The sequence below is a fragment of the Burkholderia sp. MSMB1498 genome, assembly GCF_001526245.1.
GTDB lineage: Bacteria > Pseudomonadota > Gammaproteobacteria > Burkholderiales > Burkholderiaceae > Burkholderia > Burkholderia savannae.
This window is the reverse complement of the sequence record NZ_LOYJ01000113.1, coordinates 1-16,909: the sequence shown is the minus strand read 5'-3', so window position 1 is coordinate 16,909 and position 16,909 is coordinate 1. Positions and strand designations below refer to the sequence as shown.

The window sequence follows — 16,909 nt, the reverse complement described above, 5'->3', positions numbered from 1 at the left end:
GCGCCCGCACGCGCGAGCTCCAGCGCGATTTCCTTGCCGATGCCGCTTGCCGCGCCCGTCACGACTGCAGTTTTGCCATTCAGATTGCTCATGATCGAATTCCTGTCGAGAAAGAAGTAGGGAAGGATGCGGCTCGCGTCACTGCGCGAGGTAATCGTAGACGACTTCGCCGAGGCCGAGCGTCAAATCGGCGAGCAGGTGCCGCGCCTCGACGATCTCGAGCACCGGCAGATCGGCGACGGGCGCGAGCGCGTGCGGCGCGAGCTGCAGCGACGCGGGGCCCGTCCATGCGCCTTTCATCTTGATGTCCTGCAGGTAGTAGCGCACGAGCTCGCACACGCGCGCCGAGCCGTCGACGTGCGGAATGATCTTCAGCAGGAAGTTCGCGCCCGCGAGGCGTTTCGCCTGCTCTTCGAGATCGAGCTCCCGATGCTTGTAGCCCATCGTGCCCGTCGCGACGCGCACGGGGCCGTAGTCGAGCGTGCCGAGCAGCGTGTCGATGTGCGTCTCGAGCGTCGGCTGCGCGAGTTTCTTCGGGAATCCCCACAATTCGCGGCCGCCCGCGATCGGCGGGTGATCGTTCAGATACATCGCGAGCGTGTAGCCGCCCGGCTGGCCGTTGTACTCGACGGGGATCACCTGGCCGCTCTCGGTGTAATCGCCGAAGCCCGTCGAATCCGGCATGCGGATGAATTCGTAATGGACGAGCGGCTCCTTCACTTCGAGCGGCTCGGGCACGATTTCGCGGAGGCGGTCGATATCGGTGCGGTAGGTAATGATCAGGAATTCCCGATTGACGAAACGGTAGGGGCCCATCGGAAACGCGGGGCTCGTGAGCGGCATCGCGAATGCATTCGATCGGACTTGGCTGGGCTTCATGCGGACTCCTTGTTGATCGCTTCGTGGTCGGGGTGCCGATATCGTATGCCTCTGCGAATCGATTGTGCGATGCCGCAACTGGAAAAGATTATTGCGGAAATCGCGGCAACGAAATGACAAATATTGACAGTGTTGCAGAGGCAGTAACGAACGCGTATCGGCGGGCGAGGAAGACGGTTCGCTCTCGGTTCCGCTCCGGCGAAAGGTGAGGCTTTTCGGGGGCAATGGTGAGCATTTACGGGGCCCGTGAAACGGGTGTGAACGTCGGCCCGATGCAGCGTGTCGCGGCGCGCGGCGCGTTCGATTGAACTTTTGGGGAGCGACCGTTCTCGAAGAATCGCGTTGTAGAACTTTCGATTTTCCTTTCGATCTCGATCTTGCGGCGCTTCGGGTTAAGCCTTCCTTAAGCGTGCGCGTCCTAGCATCGTGCGGACCGGTGACCCGGCGTCGTTCGATTCGCTACCGTTTCAACCCCATGCAAAACTTCAATCTCGCTGTTTTTTCCGCGCTCAATGCGGGTTCTGCGCCGCATCTCGCCGCCGTTCGCTTCGGCGTGTTCGCCGCCGACTGGCTCGTCTACGCGGTGCCCGCGCTGCTGCTGCTGACCTGGGTGATGGGCGCGCGTGCGACGCGTCGCCAGGCGATCGAAGCGGGCGTCGGCGCATGCGTCGCGCTCGCGCTCGCGCAGGTGATCGGCCACTTCTGGTATTCGCCGCGGCCGTTCGCGCTCGGCATCGGCACGCAATTGATTCCGCATGCGCCCGACGGTTCGTTCCCGAGCGATCACGCGACCTTCGTCTGCAGCGTCGCGGCGGGCCTGCTCGTCGCCGGCGCGACGCGCGCGGCGGGCGTCGTGCTCGCCGTCATCGCGGCGGTGGTCGGCTGGGGGCGCATCTATGTCGGCGTGCACTGGCCGCTCGATATCGCGGGCGGCGCGCTCGTCGGAACCGCCGGTGCGCTCGCCGCGCATCTGTACGGCCGCCCGGTGACGGCGCTGCTCGAGCGCGTCGGCGAATCGGTGCACGCTGTCGCGTTCACGCGATTGCACGAGCGCTCGATCCGCGTCGATTGACGACAATCGACGGGAATCCGAACTAACCGGGCGCTCTCGTTTGGGCGGCGTCGTTCGCCGAGCCGGACTCGACATCGGCGCCGCCGTGCAGTTCGACGTTCTCGTTGTGCATCTGGCGCGCGGCTTCGCGATCGAGCGCGCTGTCCTTGAGGATCGCGCACATCGCGACGAACAGCGCGATCGCGATCGCGCCGAGCCCGCAATAGCCGACGATTCTGAGGGTTCTCGGGATGCCTGCGTGGGTGTGGCGGCGAGTCATGGTGGTCGCGTATCCGGGTGACGACGCGCGAATCGCGCGATCTTTTCCTTTTGTCATTCGACGCGCGCAGGCGCCGCGACGCGTCGTGCTTGTCTCGATATCCGGCCACGGCGGCGCGGGCCGCTCTGTGCCCCATGAAATACGCCGTTGCGTGCCGCGACGGCTTCGCCGCACGGGCCGCATGCCGTCGAGATAGGTATAGAACACCGGCGGCGCGGATGCAACTCCGTGCGTGTAGAGACGCGATTGCGCCGATGTCCGCGCACCGAAAGGCGATCGACGGAATGCAAACGCGTGCGCGCCGGCGGATGCCGGTGCGGCATTCATCTGCGGGAAATCGGCCGCGAAACGAACGAAATGGCTTGGTCGACGCCAATCGGGCGCGCCGGGATGTGCGGCGCGGTTTGGCGGCGCGATGCGGACGGGTTCGAACCGCGCGGTTGCATGATTCAGTTCGAACGAAAAGCGTGCGCCGCGATCGGCGCATGGCGAGCGCCGCCAAGCGCGGCTATTTCGGGATAGGCCGGCGCGGCGGCGACGATGCGGATGCGATGCAGTTCATACGAAAACGCGACGCGATGACCTGCGCCGCGTGAGGGCGTTTTCCGCCCTCGGCGGTCGCATGCGTGCGCGCATGCCGTCGCGCCGATCGATGCGTGGCGCGATGATTCAGGCGTGACAAGAGAGGCGTGCGTGTCGGCAACGAACGCCGCGCGCTTCGAGCGCATGCGCTCGAAGCGGGTGTGGCGCTGGCATGCGATGCGCGTCGCTACACCGTTGTCGCGAGTCGAACGCGTGCGCCGCGTTTTAGGCTCGCTTGGCGCATCAGTCTTCGAGCGATTCGTGCACCGCAACCGCGCCGTGCTTCCAGTAAGCGGACGCGCGAATCCGCGATTTCGCGACGCCGCGCTCGCGGCACAGGTGCTCGCGCACGCCGCGCATCGCGGCCGCTTCGCCGGCCGCCCACACGTAGCCGTCGCCGGCCGGCAGCGGCAGTTCCCGCAACGCGTCGACCAACCGGCTCGCGCCTCGCTCGCCATTCGCCGCATCGTCGCGATGACGCCACATCACGTACAGGTTCGCCTCGGTCGCGAATTCGATCTGCGCCGACGGATCGGCCACTTCCAGCACCGCGGCGACGCGCGTCCCGGCCGGCAATTCCTCGAGTCGCCGTGCGACGGCGGGCAGCGCGGTGTCGTCGCCGATCAGCAGATGCCAGTCGAAATCCTTCGGGATCACGAATGAACCGCGCGGACCGCCGATGCCTAGCGTCTGTCCGACGCGCGCCTGCGCGGCCCATTGCGACGCGGGCCCCGGATGATGCAGCACGAAATCGAGATCGAGCTCGCGCGCGGCGCGATCGTATCGGCGCGGCGTGAAATCGCGCGCGACGGGGCGCGGCTTGTCTTCGGGAAACACGATGCCGTTCAAGCCGAATTCGGGGCGTGCGGGCGCGTCTTCGCCGGGCGGCGGGAAGAAGACCTTCACGTGATCGTCGAACGACGCCGATTCGAAATCGTCGAGTTCGTCGCCCGTCAGCGTCACGCGCATCAAATGCGGCGTCACCTTGGCAACGCGCTTGACCTGCAACAGGCGGAATTTCAGCGTATGGCGCACGCGAACGACGGCGCGCTCGGTAGTCGGTTGGGTCATATCGATTGGTTCTCCTTGATAAACCGGATGCGGCGCGATCAGCCCTCGGTCCGGCCTTCGATGTCGGCGACGGCGCGCCGCAGGATCGCCGCAATGCGGCGCTGCTCGTCGGCGTCGGCGCCGCTTTTGCGAAAGAGCGCTTGCTTGAGCGCCATCCGCGCGTCGACGAATTCCGGCAGCCAGCCGTGCGTGTCGTCTTCGGCGGCGGGCGTTTCGCCGGCGAATGCGCGGCGCATGAACTCCATTTTGCGGCCGAGATGCGCGAGCTTCGCGAACAGCAGGTCGACGCGCTCGCGCTGCGCGTCGAGATGCGCGCGGCCCGCATCGGCGAGCGCGTAGCGCTTGCGGTTGCCTTCGGCCTGCACGGTCACGTAGCCGAGCTCTTCGAGGTACGTGAGCGCCGGATACACCATGCCGGGGCTCGGCGCGTAGAAGCCGCTCGAGCGCGTGTCGAGCGCCTTGATCAGCTCGTAGCCGTGGCTCGGCTGTTCGGCGAGCAGCGCGAGCAGCAGCAACTGCAGGTCGTCGGCGCTGAATTGACGGCCGCGCGGCATCGCATCGTCCCCGCCGAAGCCGCTGAAACCGCCCGGGCCGCCGCCGAAGCCGCCGAATGGACCGAAGCCGTGCCGGCCGCCGCCGCGGCGATGGCCGCCGATCATGTGGCGGAACATCTCGAGCGGACCGGGGCCGGACGAGGCATGCATGCCGCAATCGCGGCGCGAAAACAGGTGAGCGTGGCGCATCGCCGTCTCCTTTACGTCTTTAGATGTATCGAAAGATATATATCGAAAGATATAAAGTCAACGGGATTTTATGGGGGCGGATGGTGAGGCCGATCAGAGGTTCTTTGGGGCCGGTGTGCAAAGGAAGGCGGCTTCTTCGTGGCATTCGACGAGAGCTGTCGAATTATTGAATCGATCGCCTTTCGCCTGGTTTGAGCGCGCGATCCTCAACATGGTGACCTACCAAGGCGTGGCGGACATTGCCGGGAAGTCGGCTTCCGCAACCAACGTGCGCATCATCATCGCGATCATGCCGCTGGTGCCGGCGTTGCTGAGCCTCGTGTTCGCGAGCGAGACGCTGACGGTCGGGGTGTCGGTGGGCGGCCTCCTGCCGATCATCGGGCCGGTTGTGCTGACCAGCCATGGTGATCCCGCGAGCCTGCTCCAAAGCGGGACTCGCACGGGGGATGCCTTGATGCTCGCGGCGAAGATTGCGCATGCCACGTGCGTCGTGCCGCCGAGACGCCGGGCCTGCCGTTGCCCATCTGGCAATCGCTCGCCGCGCAGGCCGGGTTTGCCGTCATGTTCCCTTTGCCGTGGTATTGGCTCGCGCCTTCGTCGCCAATGACCTTCGAGAAGCTGTCGCCGGTGCCGTATGCGGCGCTTGCGGTGTCGATCCTCGCGCCGTCTCCGTGGATGACGGGCGTGCGCCTGAGCGCTCCACGCCGAGCCAGCCGCTTCATGAATTTCCTGCCCGTATTCGTGGCGCTCACGCCTTGCTGCTGCTCGGCGAGCCGCTGTAGCGCCGCCATCGTGTTGGAGGGGGCATGGCGTTGGCTGGCGTGTGGCTGCGGCAGGCGATAAAGCCGCCGCCGTATCGGGTGCGATCCAGATGCGTGCAATGAGAAAGTCGCCGGCATGGCGGGCTTGGCGCGTACCCGTGGCCTCACGCAAGAATGCCTCGCGCGCACGATGTGCCGTACGATCGCTGTCCTAATCAATGGCACGTCGTCCGCAGCGCTCGTTTCGTTGCGTCAGGGCATATATGCCTCTGTCGAAGAAAGGGCGCCGAGGAAGCCGGCGACGCTGCCGTGCCCGCCCTCGACAAGCACTCGGCCGTCAGACAACAGCGTTGCGGCGTAGACGGCGCGGCCCTGATTCATACTGGCAACCGCCGTCCACGTATCGTTGTTCGGGTCGTAAATCTCGGCAGAAGACAGGGCGTTGCCTCGCCCGCCCGCCACCAGCACTTTGCCGTTGGACAGCAGCGTCGCGGTGTGTGCGCTGCGCGCCTGATTCATGCTGGCGGCGCTCGTCCATCCGTTACTGACGGGATCGTATATTTTTGTCGTCGACAGTGCGCTGCCGCTGCCGTCCACGCCGCCGGCGATCAGCACCTTGCCGTTGGGCAACAGCGTTGCGGTATGTGCGCTGCGCACGTCTGTGGTGGTGACGGCAGCGACGACGGGCGTCCACGTATCGCTGGCGGGATCGTACACTTCGCCGGAAAACAGGATGCCGGCTCCGCCCGCCACCAGCACCTTGCCGTTGGGCAGCAGCGTCGCGGTATGTGCGCGGCGCGCCTGATTCATGCTGGCGGCGCTCGTCCATCCGTTACTGACGGGATCGTATATTCTTGCCGAGGCCAGTGCGCTGCCGAAGTCGTCCACGCCGCCCGCGATCAGCACCTTGCCGTTGGGCAACAGCGTTGCGGTATGTGCGCTGCGCACGTCTGTGGTGGTGACGGCAGCGACGACGGGCGTCCACGTATCGCTGGCGGGATCGTACACTTCGCCGGAAAACAGGATGCCGGCTCCGCCCGCGGCCAGCACCTTGCCGTTGGGCAGCAGCGTCGCGGTGTGCGCGCTGCGCGCTTGAGTCATGCCTGCGCCGGCCGCCCACGTGTTGCTCGCCGGATCGTACAACTCCGTTGACGACAATGGGACGCCCAAGTTGTTGGCGCCGCCCGTAACGAGCACTTTGCCGTTGGGTAGCAGCGTTGCGGTGTGGGCGTAACGCGCCTGAGTCAGATCATCGACGGATAGCCACTGTCCGGTGGCGGTAAGGGTGATTGCAACCTGCGCCGTCACGCTGCCCGCGCTGTTGCTGGCGGTGACGGCATAGGCTGTTTGGGGCTGCGCGTTTTGAGGGGTGCCGCTGATCACCCCGGTCTGTGCGTCGACGCTCAAGCCGGCCGGCAGGGCTGGCGACACCGAATACGCGGTCGCGGCGCCGCCCGCGAGTTCCGGGACGTCCTGCGCAATCACGCGCCCGGCCACGTACACCGGCGCCGGGTCCGAATACGTCAAACTCGTCGGCGGGGCAGTCTGAGCCTGTACTTGGATGTTGACCTGCGCTTGCGCGCTTCCCGCGCTATTGCTGCCGGTGATGGTGTAGTTCGCCGGCGCGGTCACGGCGGCCGGCGTGCCGCTGATGACGCCCGTCTGCGGGTCCAGCGTCAGACCCGCCGGCAGCGCGGGCTCGACGGCGTACTGCGTGATCTCGCCACCCGAAGTCGTCGGCGTATTCGGGCTGATCTGTACGCCGGTCGTATAGATGACCGGATTGTCCGGATAGCTGAGGCTGTCCGGTGCCGCGATGCCGTCCTCCACTTCGATTTGCACACGCGCCGTCACGCTGCCGGCGCTGTTGCTGCCCGTGACGACGTAAATCGTCACGGGGGCGACGATGGACGGGGTGCCGGCGATCACGCCGGTTGCGGGATCGAGCGCAAGCCCGCTGGGCAGCGCGGGCGATACGCCGTACTTCGTGATGGAGCCGCCGCTGCTGTGCGGCGAATTGGGAATGATCGGCGTCCCCTTGTCATAGACGACCACCGGAACGCTGTAATTCAGGCCGGCGGGCGGTTGGGCAGTTGAATCGAGATCGCTGCCGCTGCACGCAGCAAGAAATGCCATCAGCAGCAGAGCCAGCACATGAAGGGCGTTTCCACGGGTCATGATTGCCTCGCGCCAAAGGAATCGGCTACTGATTCGGGTTCCTGGACAACTCGTGAAAGATTATTAACAATGCCAAGAAACATCAATAAAAATTGTTGACTGCAATGGTATGATCAATTGATGCCGTGACGCATGAATCGTCGTTGCGCGATCGATCGTTATTGTCAAAATGTTTTCGAGCATCGTCTTTAATTGATCTTGTTTATCGCTGGGCGATGCGCACTGGTTTAATCAGCCTGGCCATGCGGTGAAAGGGATGTGCGCCGCGTCGGATCAAATGGTTCCGACGGCTCGGGATCGAGCATGAACCTGTGCTCCGGTCTTGCTCGGCTAGACTCTTGTTTGGATGGCGACGTCCCGCTCTTGGAGGGAAGGGGGGCCGTCGATTCGAAAGTCGCAGATGAATCGACGCGTGCTATTCAGGTGCTGTGCCGCGCTTTGCAGATTCCAATGCGTGGATCACGTGTGCGCCATTTCGGTGCGAAAGAATTTATTTCGTAAGGATCATGTAATTAATTAGGAAAATAAATCCCAAATACTGGCATTCCGATAAATGCAAGTGAAATTTGCGCGATGCCTGCCGTTCGGATAAGGGCAACTCGCATTGAAGCGTTTGTCCGTGAAAAATGGTGACGTAAAGAGTTGTGTCTCTTAAGATAGTTTCACCTGTCCCTTTCGGATGGAACCGAGATGAAAGCAAAACGAATGCAACGCGGGGTAGTGGCCGTTCTGCTGTCGATGCTCTCCGTCGGCGCGGCTTATTCGCAAACTGCCACGACCGGTACGATCAATTTCACCGGTAGCATTACCGATGTCCCGTGCGAAATCGATACGGCCGCCACCAGCAGCGCCGTCACCATGGCGAAGGTCTTTGCGAACGACTTCAGCGGCGTGGGATCGACCACCGGCACCACGGCGTTCAAGATTGTCCTCAAGAATTGCGGCGCGTCGACGTCGGGGGCGACGGTGTTGTTCACGGGCACCACGGACACGGCCAATCCCGAGGCGCTGCAAACGACCGTCAACGGGGCGGGCGGGGTCGCGCTCCAACTCGTCGACGACACGGGCACCCCGATCAGCATCGGCACGAGCAGCAAGGAATACACGATTGCAGAGGGCGACAACACGTTCAACTTCGCAGCGCGCTATATCGCGACATCGGCAACCGTGACGGGCGGCGCGGCGAACGCCACCGCCGTGTTTGCGCTGACGTACAAGTAGCGGGTGCCGACTCCTTCCGTGCGCGCGCAATCGCGCGCATCGAGGGCGGATTTCACCGACGCGGCACCTAGGCCAGTTAATTTTTCGGGGAGAGACGAGATATGCGCCTGTCTATCATTTGTCACGCCGCTCTTGCTGCCGTCCTCGCGTTGGGCGGCGTCGTAGCATATGCCGGCATTCAGGTCGGTGGTACGCGCGTGGTGTTCGATGCAAAAGCCGACGCGCGCGATACGTCGGTTGCGGTGCGCAATAAAGGCGAGACGCCGTATGTGATTCAGATCTTCGTCGATGACGGAAACGGGAACACCCGGCGCATGCCGTTTACGGTCACGCCGCCGCTCTTTCGTCTGGACGGCGGCAAGGAGCAGCGTGTGAGCGTGCGCTACGTGAAACGGGGTGCAGGTTTGCCGCAGGACGCCGAATCCGTCTACTGGCTCAACGTGAAGGAAATCCCGCCCACGCAGAAGCGCAAGGCGGACGTCAACACGCTGAAGATCGCGGTCCTCACGCGCATCAAGCTCTTTTACCGGCCTGCCGGTTTGCGCGGCAGCGCGGCCGATGCGCCGCCGCAACTCAAATGGTCGGTCGTGCCGAGCCCGATCGGGCAGGGCGCGGCGTTGAAGGTCAGCAATCCGACGCCGTATCACGTGACCTTCTCGACCATCGAAATCCAGGCCGCGCAGAACGCAAGCATCAACGCGGACATGGTGAACCCCAAGAGCGAGCTGATTGTCCCGATTCCTCTCAGGGCGATCTCGCATGTCGGTCCGGTCAAGTTCAGCTATACGACGATCAACGATTACGGCGCCGTCACCCAGGCGACGGAGGTGACCGCGCAACCAGCCGGAACGCCGGACGCGCCACCGCAATAAGCTGCGATGGCTCGGCATCGGGGTGCCGACGTCGGCTTCTTGCGCATACGAGCGATCGTGCTGGCCGCCGCGCTGACCGCGCTTTCGTCCGTCGTCCGTGGCGAGCAAGTGTTCGAGTTCGATCCCGCCTTTCTCGAACTGGGCGGCGGCAGGGGCGGGGCGGACCTTTCCGTGTACGCGACGTCGAATCGCGTACTGCCGGGCGTTTATCTGGTGTCGATCTTCGTCAACGACGAGGCAATCGACAGGCGTGACATCGAGTTCGTGCCCAAAAGCCGGGAGGACGCGGTTCCTTGCCTGACCGCCCGGATGTTCGACGAGTGGGGCGTCAACGTCGCCGCGCTTCCGAGGCTGGCGCAGGCTCGTGAGGACGCTTGCGTCGATATCGTCGACAGCGTTCCCGACGCGCGCGTCGCGTTCGACAGCCATCAACTGCGTCTAAACGTGACGGTGCCTCAAGCCGCATTGAAGCGACGTGCGCGCGGATCGGTAGATCCGGCTCGCTGGGATCAGGGCATCAACGCCGCGCTGCTCGACTACCAACTGAGTGCCGCGCAATATGCGGGCGGCAACTACGCGTCCGCCAATTCGCGAACGACGCTGTACGCGGGCCTTCGCGGCGGCATCAATCTGGGCGCCTGGCGGTTGTCGCATACGTCGTCGTTTCTGCGCGGGCTCGACGGACGAGACCGCTTTCAGATCATCAACACGTTCGTGCAGCGCGATATCCAAGGCTGGAACAGCCGGCTGATGGCCGGCGAAGGCACGACGCCGTCCAACATTTTCGACGGCTTCCAGTTTCGCGGCGTACAGATCAATACCGACGAAACCATGCTGCCCGATAGCCTGCGGGGTTATGCCCCGACTGTGCACGGCGTCGCACAGACCAATGCGCAGGTGACGATCAAGCAGAACGGCTTCGTCATCTACAGCACCTACGTGCCACCCGGGCCGTTCACGATCGACGATCTCTATCCGACATCGTCGTCGGGCAATCTGGACGTGACGATCACCGAGGCCGACGGGCATGTCACGACATTTACGCAACCCTACTCCGCGGTGCCCATGCTGTTGCGCGACGGCTCGTGGCGCTACAACGTCACGGCGGGCCAATATCGCGACGGCATTTCGGGCTCCCATCCGAATTTCGCGATGGCGACGCTCGCACGCGGCTTGCCGGGCGAATTCTCGTTGTATGGCGGTGTCATCGAGGCCGGCATGTATCAATCGGTGTTGGTCGGAATCGGCAAGAATCTCGGCACCGTCGGCGCTGTGTCGTTCGACGTGACGCACGCGCGAAGCGCGATCGATATGGCCGACAGCAGTACGGTATCCGGACAGGCGTTTCGCGTGCTTTACGCGAAGGCGGTGGGCGGTTGGGGTACGGATTTCCGATTGCTTGCGTATCGTTATTCCACTGCGGGTTATCGCAGCTTCGCCGATGCGGTGCAATTGCGCGACGGCAGCGAACCGGCCGCGCTCGGCGCGAAACGCCAACGCCTGGAAGGCAACGTGAATCAGCGTCTGGGCCGCTTAGGCTCGATGTACGCGAGCGTGGTCCTGCAGACATACTGGGGCAGTGCGGCGCGCAGCACGGTGTATCAACTCGGTTACAACGGCAATTGGGGCCGCGCCAGCTACGGACTTTATTCCACGTACAGTAAAGGAAACGGCGTGCCGTCGAGCTGGAACGTGTCGTTGTCGCTGTCGATGCCGCTGGAAGCGCTGTTCGGCGGCGCGAGAGCGCGTGCGACGAGCGGCGGCACGAATGTCACGTACTTCGCAAGCCGAAACAACGAGAATCACTTCAATCAACAGGTGACGGTTGGCGGCGGCAGCAGCGATCAGCAACTGAATTACAGCGTCGGCGTCGCGCATTCGAACCAGTCGGACGTAAGCGGAACGGCATCGGCGAGTTACCTTGCGCCGTTTGGCCGCTACGGCGCATCGGTCGGCAGCGGTCGCGGATATTCGCAGGCCGCGCTCACGGCGGCGGGTGGAATGCTGTGGCACGGGACGGGACTGCTATTCACGCAGCCGCTCGGCGATACCGTGGCGGTCGTGGGAGTTCCGAACGTGAGTGGAATCCACTTCGAAATGCATCCTGGCGTGAGCACGAATCGGGCCGGCGAAGCGGTGATTCCGCGTCTGAATCCATACCGCGTCAATCGCATCGTCATCGACCCGCGCCGCATGCCGCAGGATGTGGAAATCCGCAATCCGGTGAGCGAGGTGGTGCCGACTCGCGCCGCGGTCGTTCAAGCCCACTTCGATTCGGTCGTCGGCTTCCGGGCGATGTTCGCACTGACGCGCCCGGACGGCTCATCTCCTCCGCAGGGGGCGACGGCCGAAAACGACGAGGGGCAGGCGCTCGGCGTCGTAGGGATGGACGGCGAGACGTTCGTGGCCGGATTGCCGGATATCGAGGGGCGCTTTTTCGTTCGCTGGGGCGCGGAGCGGCAGAATCGATGCCACGTGAACTACACGCTGCCCGAGCAAGCGCCGGCCGGCGCGTATCCGGCCGTGGAGGCGACATGCAATTGAAACGGGAATCGCTCGTGCGGCCGCTTGGTTTCTTTCGCATGCGCAGGGTGGCGTGCTGCTTATGGATTGCCGCCGCCGCACTGCCGATGGGCGCGCGCGCGGCGACTTGCGAAGGCGACAAGACGCTCGTCACGCTTCCGGCCATCGCGGTCGCGTCCGATGCGCCGGTCGGGACGGTGTTGTGGAGCCAGAGCAGTATCGGCTTCAGCACGTATTGCACGTTGGGCTTGATCGACACCAGCAATATTTATGTTTGGCGCACCGACTTGAGCTCGACGCTTCAGCAATACGGGCTGACCTTCTGGCTGACCTACGAGGGGCAGGGCGGAAACACTGCGGAGCAAATCAAGAGCCCGCTGGTCGTCGATCTCGGCGGCAAGGCCGGCTATGCGAGCGGAACTGTCGGCCTGGAATTGAGGAAGACGGGCGCGACGCCCGCGCAAGGCGTTGTCAGCGCGGCGGACATGCCGGCCTTCTATTTGGACAGTAATACGAACAACAAGAAAGGTTCGCATTACATTCGCGGTCTAGCCAGCATTTCGTTCGTTTCCTATACCTGCGACATCGATACGGGATCGCGCAGCATGACCGTTCCCCTCGGCGACGTGCGCGTCGACCGCTTCACGGGGATCGGCTCCTCCTTTGCGGACCGGAATTTCAGCATCGGTCTCACGTGCACTCAGCCGTCCGGCACGTACAACGTCGCGCTGACGTTTTCCGCGACGGCAGACAGTTCCGGCGCGCCCGGCGTTCTGGCGATCACGCAAAGCGAGGCGGCGGCGACCGGCGTCGGCATTCAACTGCTGATGAACGGCTCGCCGGTGACGTTCGGTTCCGAACTCGATGCCGGCAGCGCGACCGCAGGCACAACGCTGGCGATTCCGATGACGGCGCGCTATTACCAGACCGGCAGCGTCATCACGCCGGGCGCGGCGAACGGCATCGCGACGTTCACCATCAGCTACAAGTGATTCATGCCGCGGCGGCGGAAGATTCAGCGTGCGCGTCCGTTTGCGGGCACAACCGGCTGTCGCCCGATTCGTTGCCGATACTCCTGCTGAGGCGCGGGCGCACGCTCGCACGGTGAGGGCGATGGCGAGGCAAGCGTCGGCATCGCGCTTCGCCGGTAGCGCGGATAGGTGCGGTGAACCGACGGTCCGGATTTCCATTCGATTTCTCGTTCGCTCCGGAACGGAAGCGGCCTAAGCGGCGCCGGAAATGCCTCGCCATATTCGTAGAACTTCGATATCCGATCGAATTGCCCGCCGCTAATCTTACGGGCGAAACACGGTTGCGCAAGCCCGCGTCCCGCGGCCGGGACACATTTTGGCGCGTACATGTCTCCATCCGGTCAATGCGCGCGGGACGTGCGTCTCCGCTTTGACCGATCTCGTCCATCGAATTGCAGACTCGTCATGAAATTTATCGTGCTGTTGCTCGTTACAGCTCTTGCAGGTTGTTCATCCTTCTCCACGTCTCGAACCAATATCTACTCGATCAGGGCGGAAGACGGCATTCAGCGGTATCGGGTGACGTGTTCCGGGTTGTTCGGCGGAATGGAGGCCTGCAGGCAACGCGCGGCGGAAGTTTGCGAAGCGTCGCACGTCGTGAAGATCGGCCCTCAGGAGCCGGCTGCCGTCACCTTTATGTGCGAGGCGTCTCGGGCGGCGCGTTGACGCGCGACGTGACGCCATTGGATCGAACATAAAAATCATTTAGTAGAACATGAAAAATCTCATCATTGTTATTGCGCTGTCGGCGCTTGCGGGGTGTACCGTCTATTCCGGTCCGACGGTGAATGCGCGTCCGGTCGGTGATGCCGCAGGGAAGCAGTTTGAAGTCGAATGCACGGGCCTTTTTGTTGAAACCGGATCGTGCTTGAAGAAGGCTCGGGAGCTTTGTGAGATCCAGCCCGGATCGCCGTCCTTGCACGTTCTCGAGACGATCGGGCCGATTGGCCGTACGCCGGACCGGCTGGTGTTTCGTTGCGATGCGCCAGTCAAGCCCCGACCGCCGATCAAGCCTCAACCGCCGGCTGCGATTGTGCCGCCGCCTGTCCAGCCGCCGGAGAAGGTGCTGTTTCATGGCGACGCGCTATTCGATTTCGATCGCGCCGACCTCAAGCTGCTTGGCAAGCGCGCGTTGGACGATGTCATTCGTCAAGCGAAGGGCAAGCGGTTTCGCGTCGTGCTGGTGTCCGGCTACACCGATGCCATCGGTTCGGATGCGTACAACAATGCGCTTTCAGCTCGCCGCGCGCGCACCGTTGCCGACTATCTGCGCGAGCGTGGATTGCTGGCGGATCGCGTGGTCGTGAATGGATTCGGCAAGTCGAATCCGGTTGCGTCGAATGCGACCGACGACGGACGCGCACAAAACCGACGCGTCGAAATCATTCTGGAAAGGGAATAACGGCGAACGTCGACGCTTCGACGCTTCGGCGGTTTGCGCGGCGGCTTTCATGCGAATGCGAATTCGTCGGCGTCGTGCATCAGGCGTTCGTGCGGCGTACGGGCAGTGTTCGTGCGTGGCCCTTTATTTCACCGATGCGGACGTTCTCCAAATGCGCCGGCGCTGCATGTGCGGCCGTTCGTCGCGAAGAATGCCAAAACAGTGATCCGCACTCGTTGAGGGTCGCATTCCGATTCGATATTTCGTTATACGAATGGGAATTCGGTGTGACGACACGTCGCACATGAAGAACGGCGCTCGGCATCTTCACGTGCCCCGCCGTTTATTTCGAACTATTGAGATGTATCCGGAAGACTCGAATCTGTATCTTGATGATCAGAATCGGTAGTTCGGAAAAGACGTCGTTCGGATTAAAAAGACATCCGAAATTCACTCCGCAACTTCGGTTGGTTTTATCTGCGCCGTTCATTCAAGCGAGCAGTCGCATACCCAAGTCGGCGTTTTCTAATCAATTTATTCGTATAGCAGTACGAAATTAATATATTGGGGAATATCTCATGAACAAGATTTTCAAAACGGTATGGTGCGAAGAGACGCGTACGTGGGTTGCGGCGTCGGAGCACGCAGTGGGGCGCGGTGGTCGCGCTTCGAGCGTCGTGGAATCCGCCGGCGGACTGAAGAAGGTGCTCAAGCTGTCGCTGCTGGGCGCTGCATCGCTGGTTGCGATGGGCGTTGTCGGGCCGTTTGCCGGCGAGGCAATGGCTGCGAATAACACTGGTCTGTGCTTGACGTACAACGGCGGTAGCAACAACGTTGCCGGCAGCGGGGGCCTTATAACCGGGAACGGTTGTAATTCGGCCGGTTGGATCAATGGCATGGTCGCGGGTAGCTCGACGGACTGGATGGGGATGACCGCGGACGACACGCAGATCGTTCTCGACGGCAGTGCGGGCAGCATTTATTTCCGGACGGGCGGCGTGAACGGCAACGTGTTGACGATGTCGAATGCGACCGGCGGCGTATTGCTCAGTGGCCTTGCTGCCGGTGTGAATTCGACCGATGCAGTCAACATGTCCCAGTTGACCTCGTTGTCGACCTCGACGGCAACGAGCATCGCTTCGATTTCGACGAGCCTTCTTTCGGTCGGCGTGGGCGTCGTGGCGCAAGATTCAGCGACCGGAGCGATCAGTGTCGGCGCCAATTCGCCGGGCCTGACGGTGAATTTCGCGGGAGGCCAGGGTGCGCGCACGCTGACGGGCGTTGCCGCCGGCGTCAACGATACGGATGCGGTGAACGTCAGCCAGCTGACGTCGCTGTCGACGAGCACGGCGACGGGGCTTTCCACCGCCGATAGCGGCATCGCGTCACTGTCGACATCGCTGCTCGGCGCGGCGAGCGATCTGACGTCGCTGTCGACGAGCGCGTCGACGGGACTTTCCACCGCTGATAGCGGCATCGCGTCGCTGTCGACTTCGCTGCTCGGCACTGCAGACGATGTGACGTCGCTGTCGACGAGCCTCGGCACGGTCAACGCGAATCTGGCCGGCTTGCAGACGTCGATGGAGAATGTCGTGTCCTACGATGATTCGTCGAAATCCACGATCACCTTCGGCGGCGTGGGCGCCACGACGCCGGTCCTCCTGACGAACGTGGCGGCGGGCGCGATTTCGGCAACCAGCACGGATGCGGTGAACGGTTCGCAGCTCTACACGCTCCAGCAGGATTTCTCGCAACAGTACAGTCTGCTGACGTCGCAAGTCTCGTCGCTCAGCACGTCGGTGTCGGATCTGCAAGGCAGCGTCGCGGCGAACACGGGAACCGCTTCGGGCGACAACAGCAGCGCGAGCGGCGACAACGCGACCGCGTCGGGGACGAACAGCACGGCCAATGGTTCGAATTCGACCGCGTCGGGCGACAACAGCACGGCGAGCGGCACGAATGCGTCGGCGACGGGCGATAACAGCACGGCAACCGGCACGGATTCGACCGCGTCGGGCGACAACAGCACGGCGAATGGTGCGAACTCGACCGCGTCGGGTGACAACAGCACGGCCAACGGCACGAATGCGTCGGCGACGGGCGAGAACAGCACGGCGACCGGCACGGATTCGGCCGCGTCGGGTAGCAACAGCACGGCGAATGGTGCGAACTCGACCGCGTCGGGCGACAACAGCACGGCGAGCGGCACGAATGCGTCGGCGACGGGCGATAACAGCACGGCAACCGGCACGGATTCGACCGCGTCGGGTAGCAACAGCACGGCGAATGGTGCGAACTCGACCGCGTCGGGCGACAACAGCACGGCGAGCGGCACG

Annotated in this window: 15 protein-coding genes and 1 pseudogene; 10 read left to right on the top strand and 6 right to left on the bottom strand. The window is 63.3% G+C overall.

What is annotated here, in order from left to right; all coding sequences use genetic code 11:
• Positions 1 to 92, bottom strand: a 92-nt coding sequence (locus tag WS91_RS36385; protein ID WP_156432507.1) for an SDR family NAD(P)-dependent oxidoreductase, incomplete at its 3' end; no start/stop codon positions are given.
• Positions 93 to 138: 46 nt separating this feature from the next.
• The gene (locus WS91_RS26180; protein ID WP_038754918.1) at positions 139 to 879 is read right to left on the bottom strand and encodes an acetoacetate decarboxylase; all 741 of its coding nucleotides are present in this window, start codon (positions 877 to 879) and stop codon (positions 139 to 141) included.
• Between the two features lie 475 nt (positions 880 to 1,354).
• Here WS91_RS26180 and WS91_RS26175 point away from each other — a divergent pair, with 475 nt between their 5' ends.
• Positions 1,355 to 1,951: an undecaprenyl-diphosphatase gene (locus tag WS91_RS26175; protein ID WP_038754915.1), complete on the top strand. Its 597-nt coding sequence runs from the start codon at positions 1,355 to 1,357 to the stop codon at positions 1,949 to 1,951.
• 22 nt (positions 1,952 to 1,973) lie between these two features.
• On the opposite strand, the gene WS91_RS26170 is transcribed toward WS91_RS26175, so the two are convergent.
• Entirely contained in the window at positions 1,974 to 2,210 is a 237-nt protein-coding gene (locus WS91_RS26170; protein WP_059576999.1) for a hypothetical protein, read from the bottom strand.
• 362 nt (positions 2,211 to 2,572) lie between these two features.
• On the opposite strand from WS91_RS26170, the gene WS91_RS36380 reads away from it, so the two are divergent.
• Complete coding sequence (locus WS91_RS36380) at positions 2,573 to 2,806, top strand: hypothetical protein (RefSeq protein ID WP_156432506.1); 234 nt, start codon at positions 2,573 to 2,575, stop codon at positions 2,804 to 2,806.
• 229 nt (positions 2,807 to 3,035) lie between these two features.
• On the opposite strand, the gene WS91_RS26160 is transcribed toward WS91_RS36380, so the two are convergent.
• Together WS91_RS26160 and WS91_RS26155 are read right to left on the bottom strand one after the other, a co-directional pair.
• Entirely contained in the window at positions 3,036 to 3,863 is an 828-nt protein-coding gene (locus WS91_RS26160) for a siderophore-interacting protein (RefSeq protein ID WP_059645105.1), read from the bottom strand.
• A gap of 38 nt (positions 3,864 to 3,901) precedes the next feature.
• Positions 3,902 to 4,606, bottom strand: coding sequence for a PadR family transcriptional regulator (locus tag WS91_RS26155; protein ID WP_038754909.1), 705 nt, complete (start codon positions 4,604 to 4,606; stop codon positions 3,902 to 3,904).
• Positions 4,607 to 4,817: 211 nt separating this feature from the next.
• On the opposite strand from WS91_RS26155, the gene WS91_RS36375 reads away from it, so the two are divergent.
• The gene (locus WS91_RS36375; RefSeq protein ID WP_156432505.1) at positions 4,818 to 5,213 is read left to right on the top strand and encodes a hypothetical protein; all 396 of its coding nucleotides are present in this window, start codon (positions 4,818 to 4,820) and stop codon (positions 5,211 to 5,213) included.
• Positions 5,214 to 5,619: 406 nt separating this feature from the next.
• Here WS91_RS36375 and WS91_RS26150 read toward each other — a convergent pair whose 3' ends face one another.
• Positions 5,620 to 7,545, bottom strand: a complete 1,926-nt coding sequence (locus WS91_RS26150) for a kelch repeat-containing protein (RefSeq protein WP_156432504.1) — start codon at positions 7,543 to 7,545, stop codon at positions 5,620 to 5,622.
• Positions 7,546 to 8,235: 690 nt separating this feature from the next.
• On the opposite strand from WS91_RS26150, the gene WS91_RS26145 reads away from it, so the two are divergent.
• From WS91_RS26145 to bpaC, 7 genes and pseudogenes are all read left to right on the top strand, one after another.
• Positions 8,236 to 8,766: a fimbrial protein gene (locus WS91_RS26145; RefSeq protein ID WP_059671304.1), complete on the top strand. Its 531-nt coding sequence runs from the start codon at positions 8,236 to 8,238 to the stop codon at positions 8,764 to 8,766.
• Between the two features lie 101 nt (positions 8,767 to 8,867).
• Positions 8,868 to 9,638, top strand: coding sequence for a fimbrial biogenesis chaperone (locus WS91_RS26140; protein WP_059671303.1), 771 nt, complete (start codon positions 8,868 to 8,870; stop codon positions 9,636 to 9,638).
• A 57-nt stretch (positions 9,639 to 9,695) separates the two neighbouring features.
• The gene (locus tag WS91_RS26135) at positions 9,696 to 12,182 is read left to right on the top strand and encodes a fimbria/pilus outer membrane usher protein (RefSeq protein ID WP_059671302.1); all 2,487 of its coding nucleotides are present in this window, start codon (positions 9,696 to 9,698) and stop codon (positions 12,180 to 12,182) included.
• Complete coding sequence (locus tag WS91_RS36370) at positions 12,173 to 13,153, top strand: fimbrial protein (protein ID WP_059671301.1); 981 nt, start codon at positions 12,173 to 12,175, stop codon at positions 13,151 to 13,153. Before WS91_RS26135 ends, WS91_RS36370 begins: the two co-directional genes overlap by 10 nt.
• A gap of 444 nt (positions 13,154 to 13,597) precedes the next feature.
• Positions 13,598 to 13,858: a hypothetical protein gene (locus tag WS91_RS26125; RefSeq protein WP_038754894.1), complete on the top strand. Its 261-nt coding sequence runs from the start codon at positions 13,598 to 13,600 to the stop codon at positions 13,856 to 13,858.
• A gap of 49 nt (positions 13,859 to 13,907) precedes the next feature.
• Positions 13,908 to 14,594 (top strand): OmpA family protein, encoded by a 687-nt coding sequence (locus tag WS91_RS34640; RefSeq protein ID WP_063889433.1) that lies wholly within the window; start codon positions 13,908 to 13,910, stop codon positions 14,592 to 14,594.
• Positions 14,595 to 15,151: 557 nt separating this feature from the next.
• Positions 15,152 to 16,909, top strand: a pseudogene (bpaC, locus tag WS91_RS26115) (trimeric autotransporter adhesin BpaC); the annotation flags it as partial.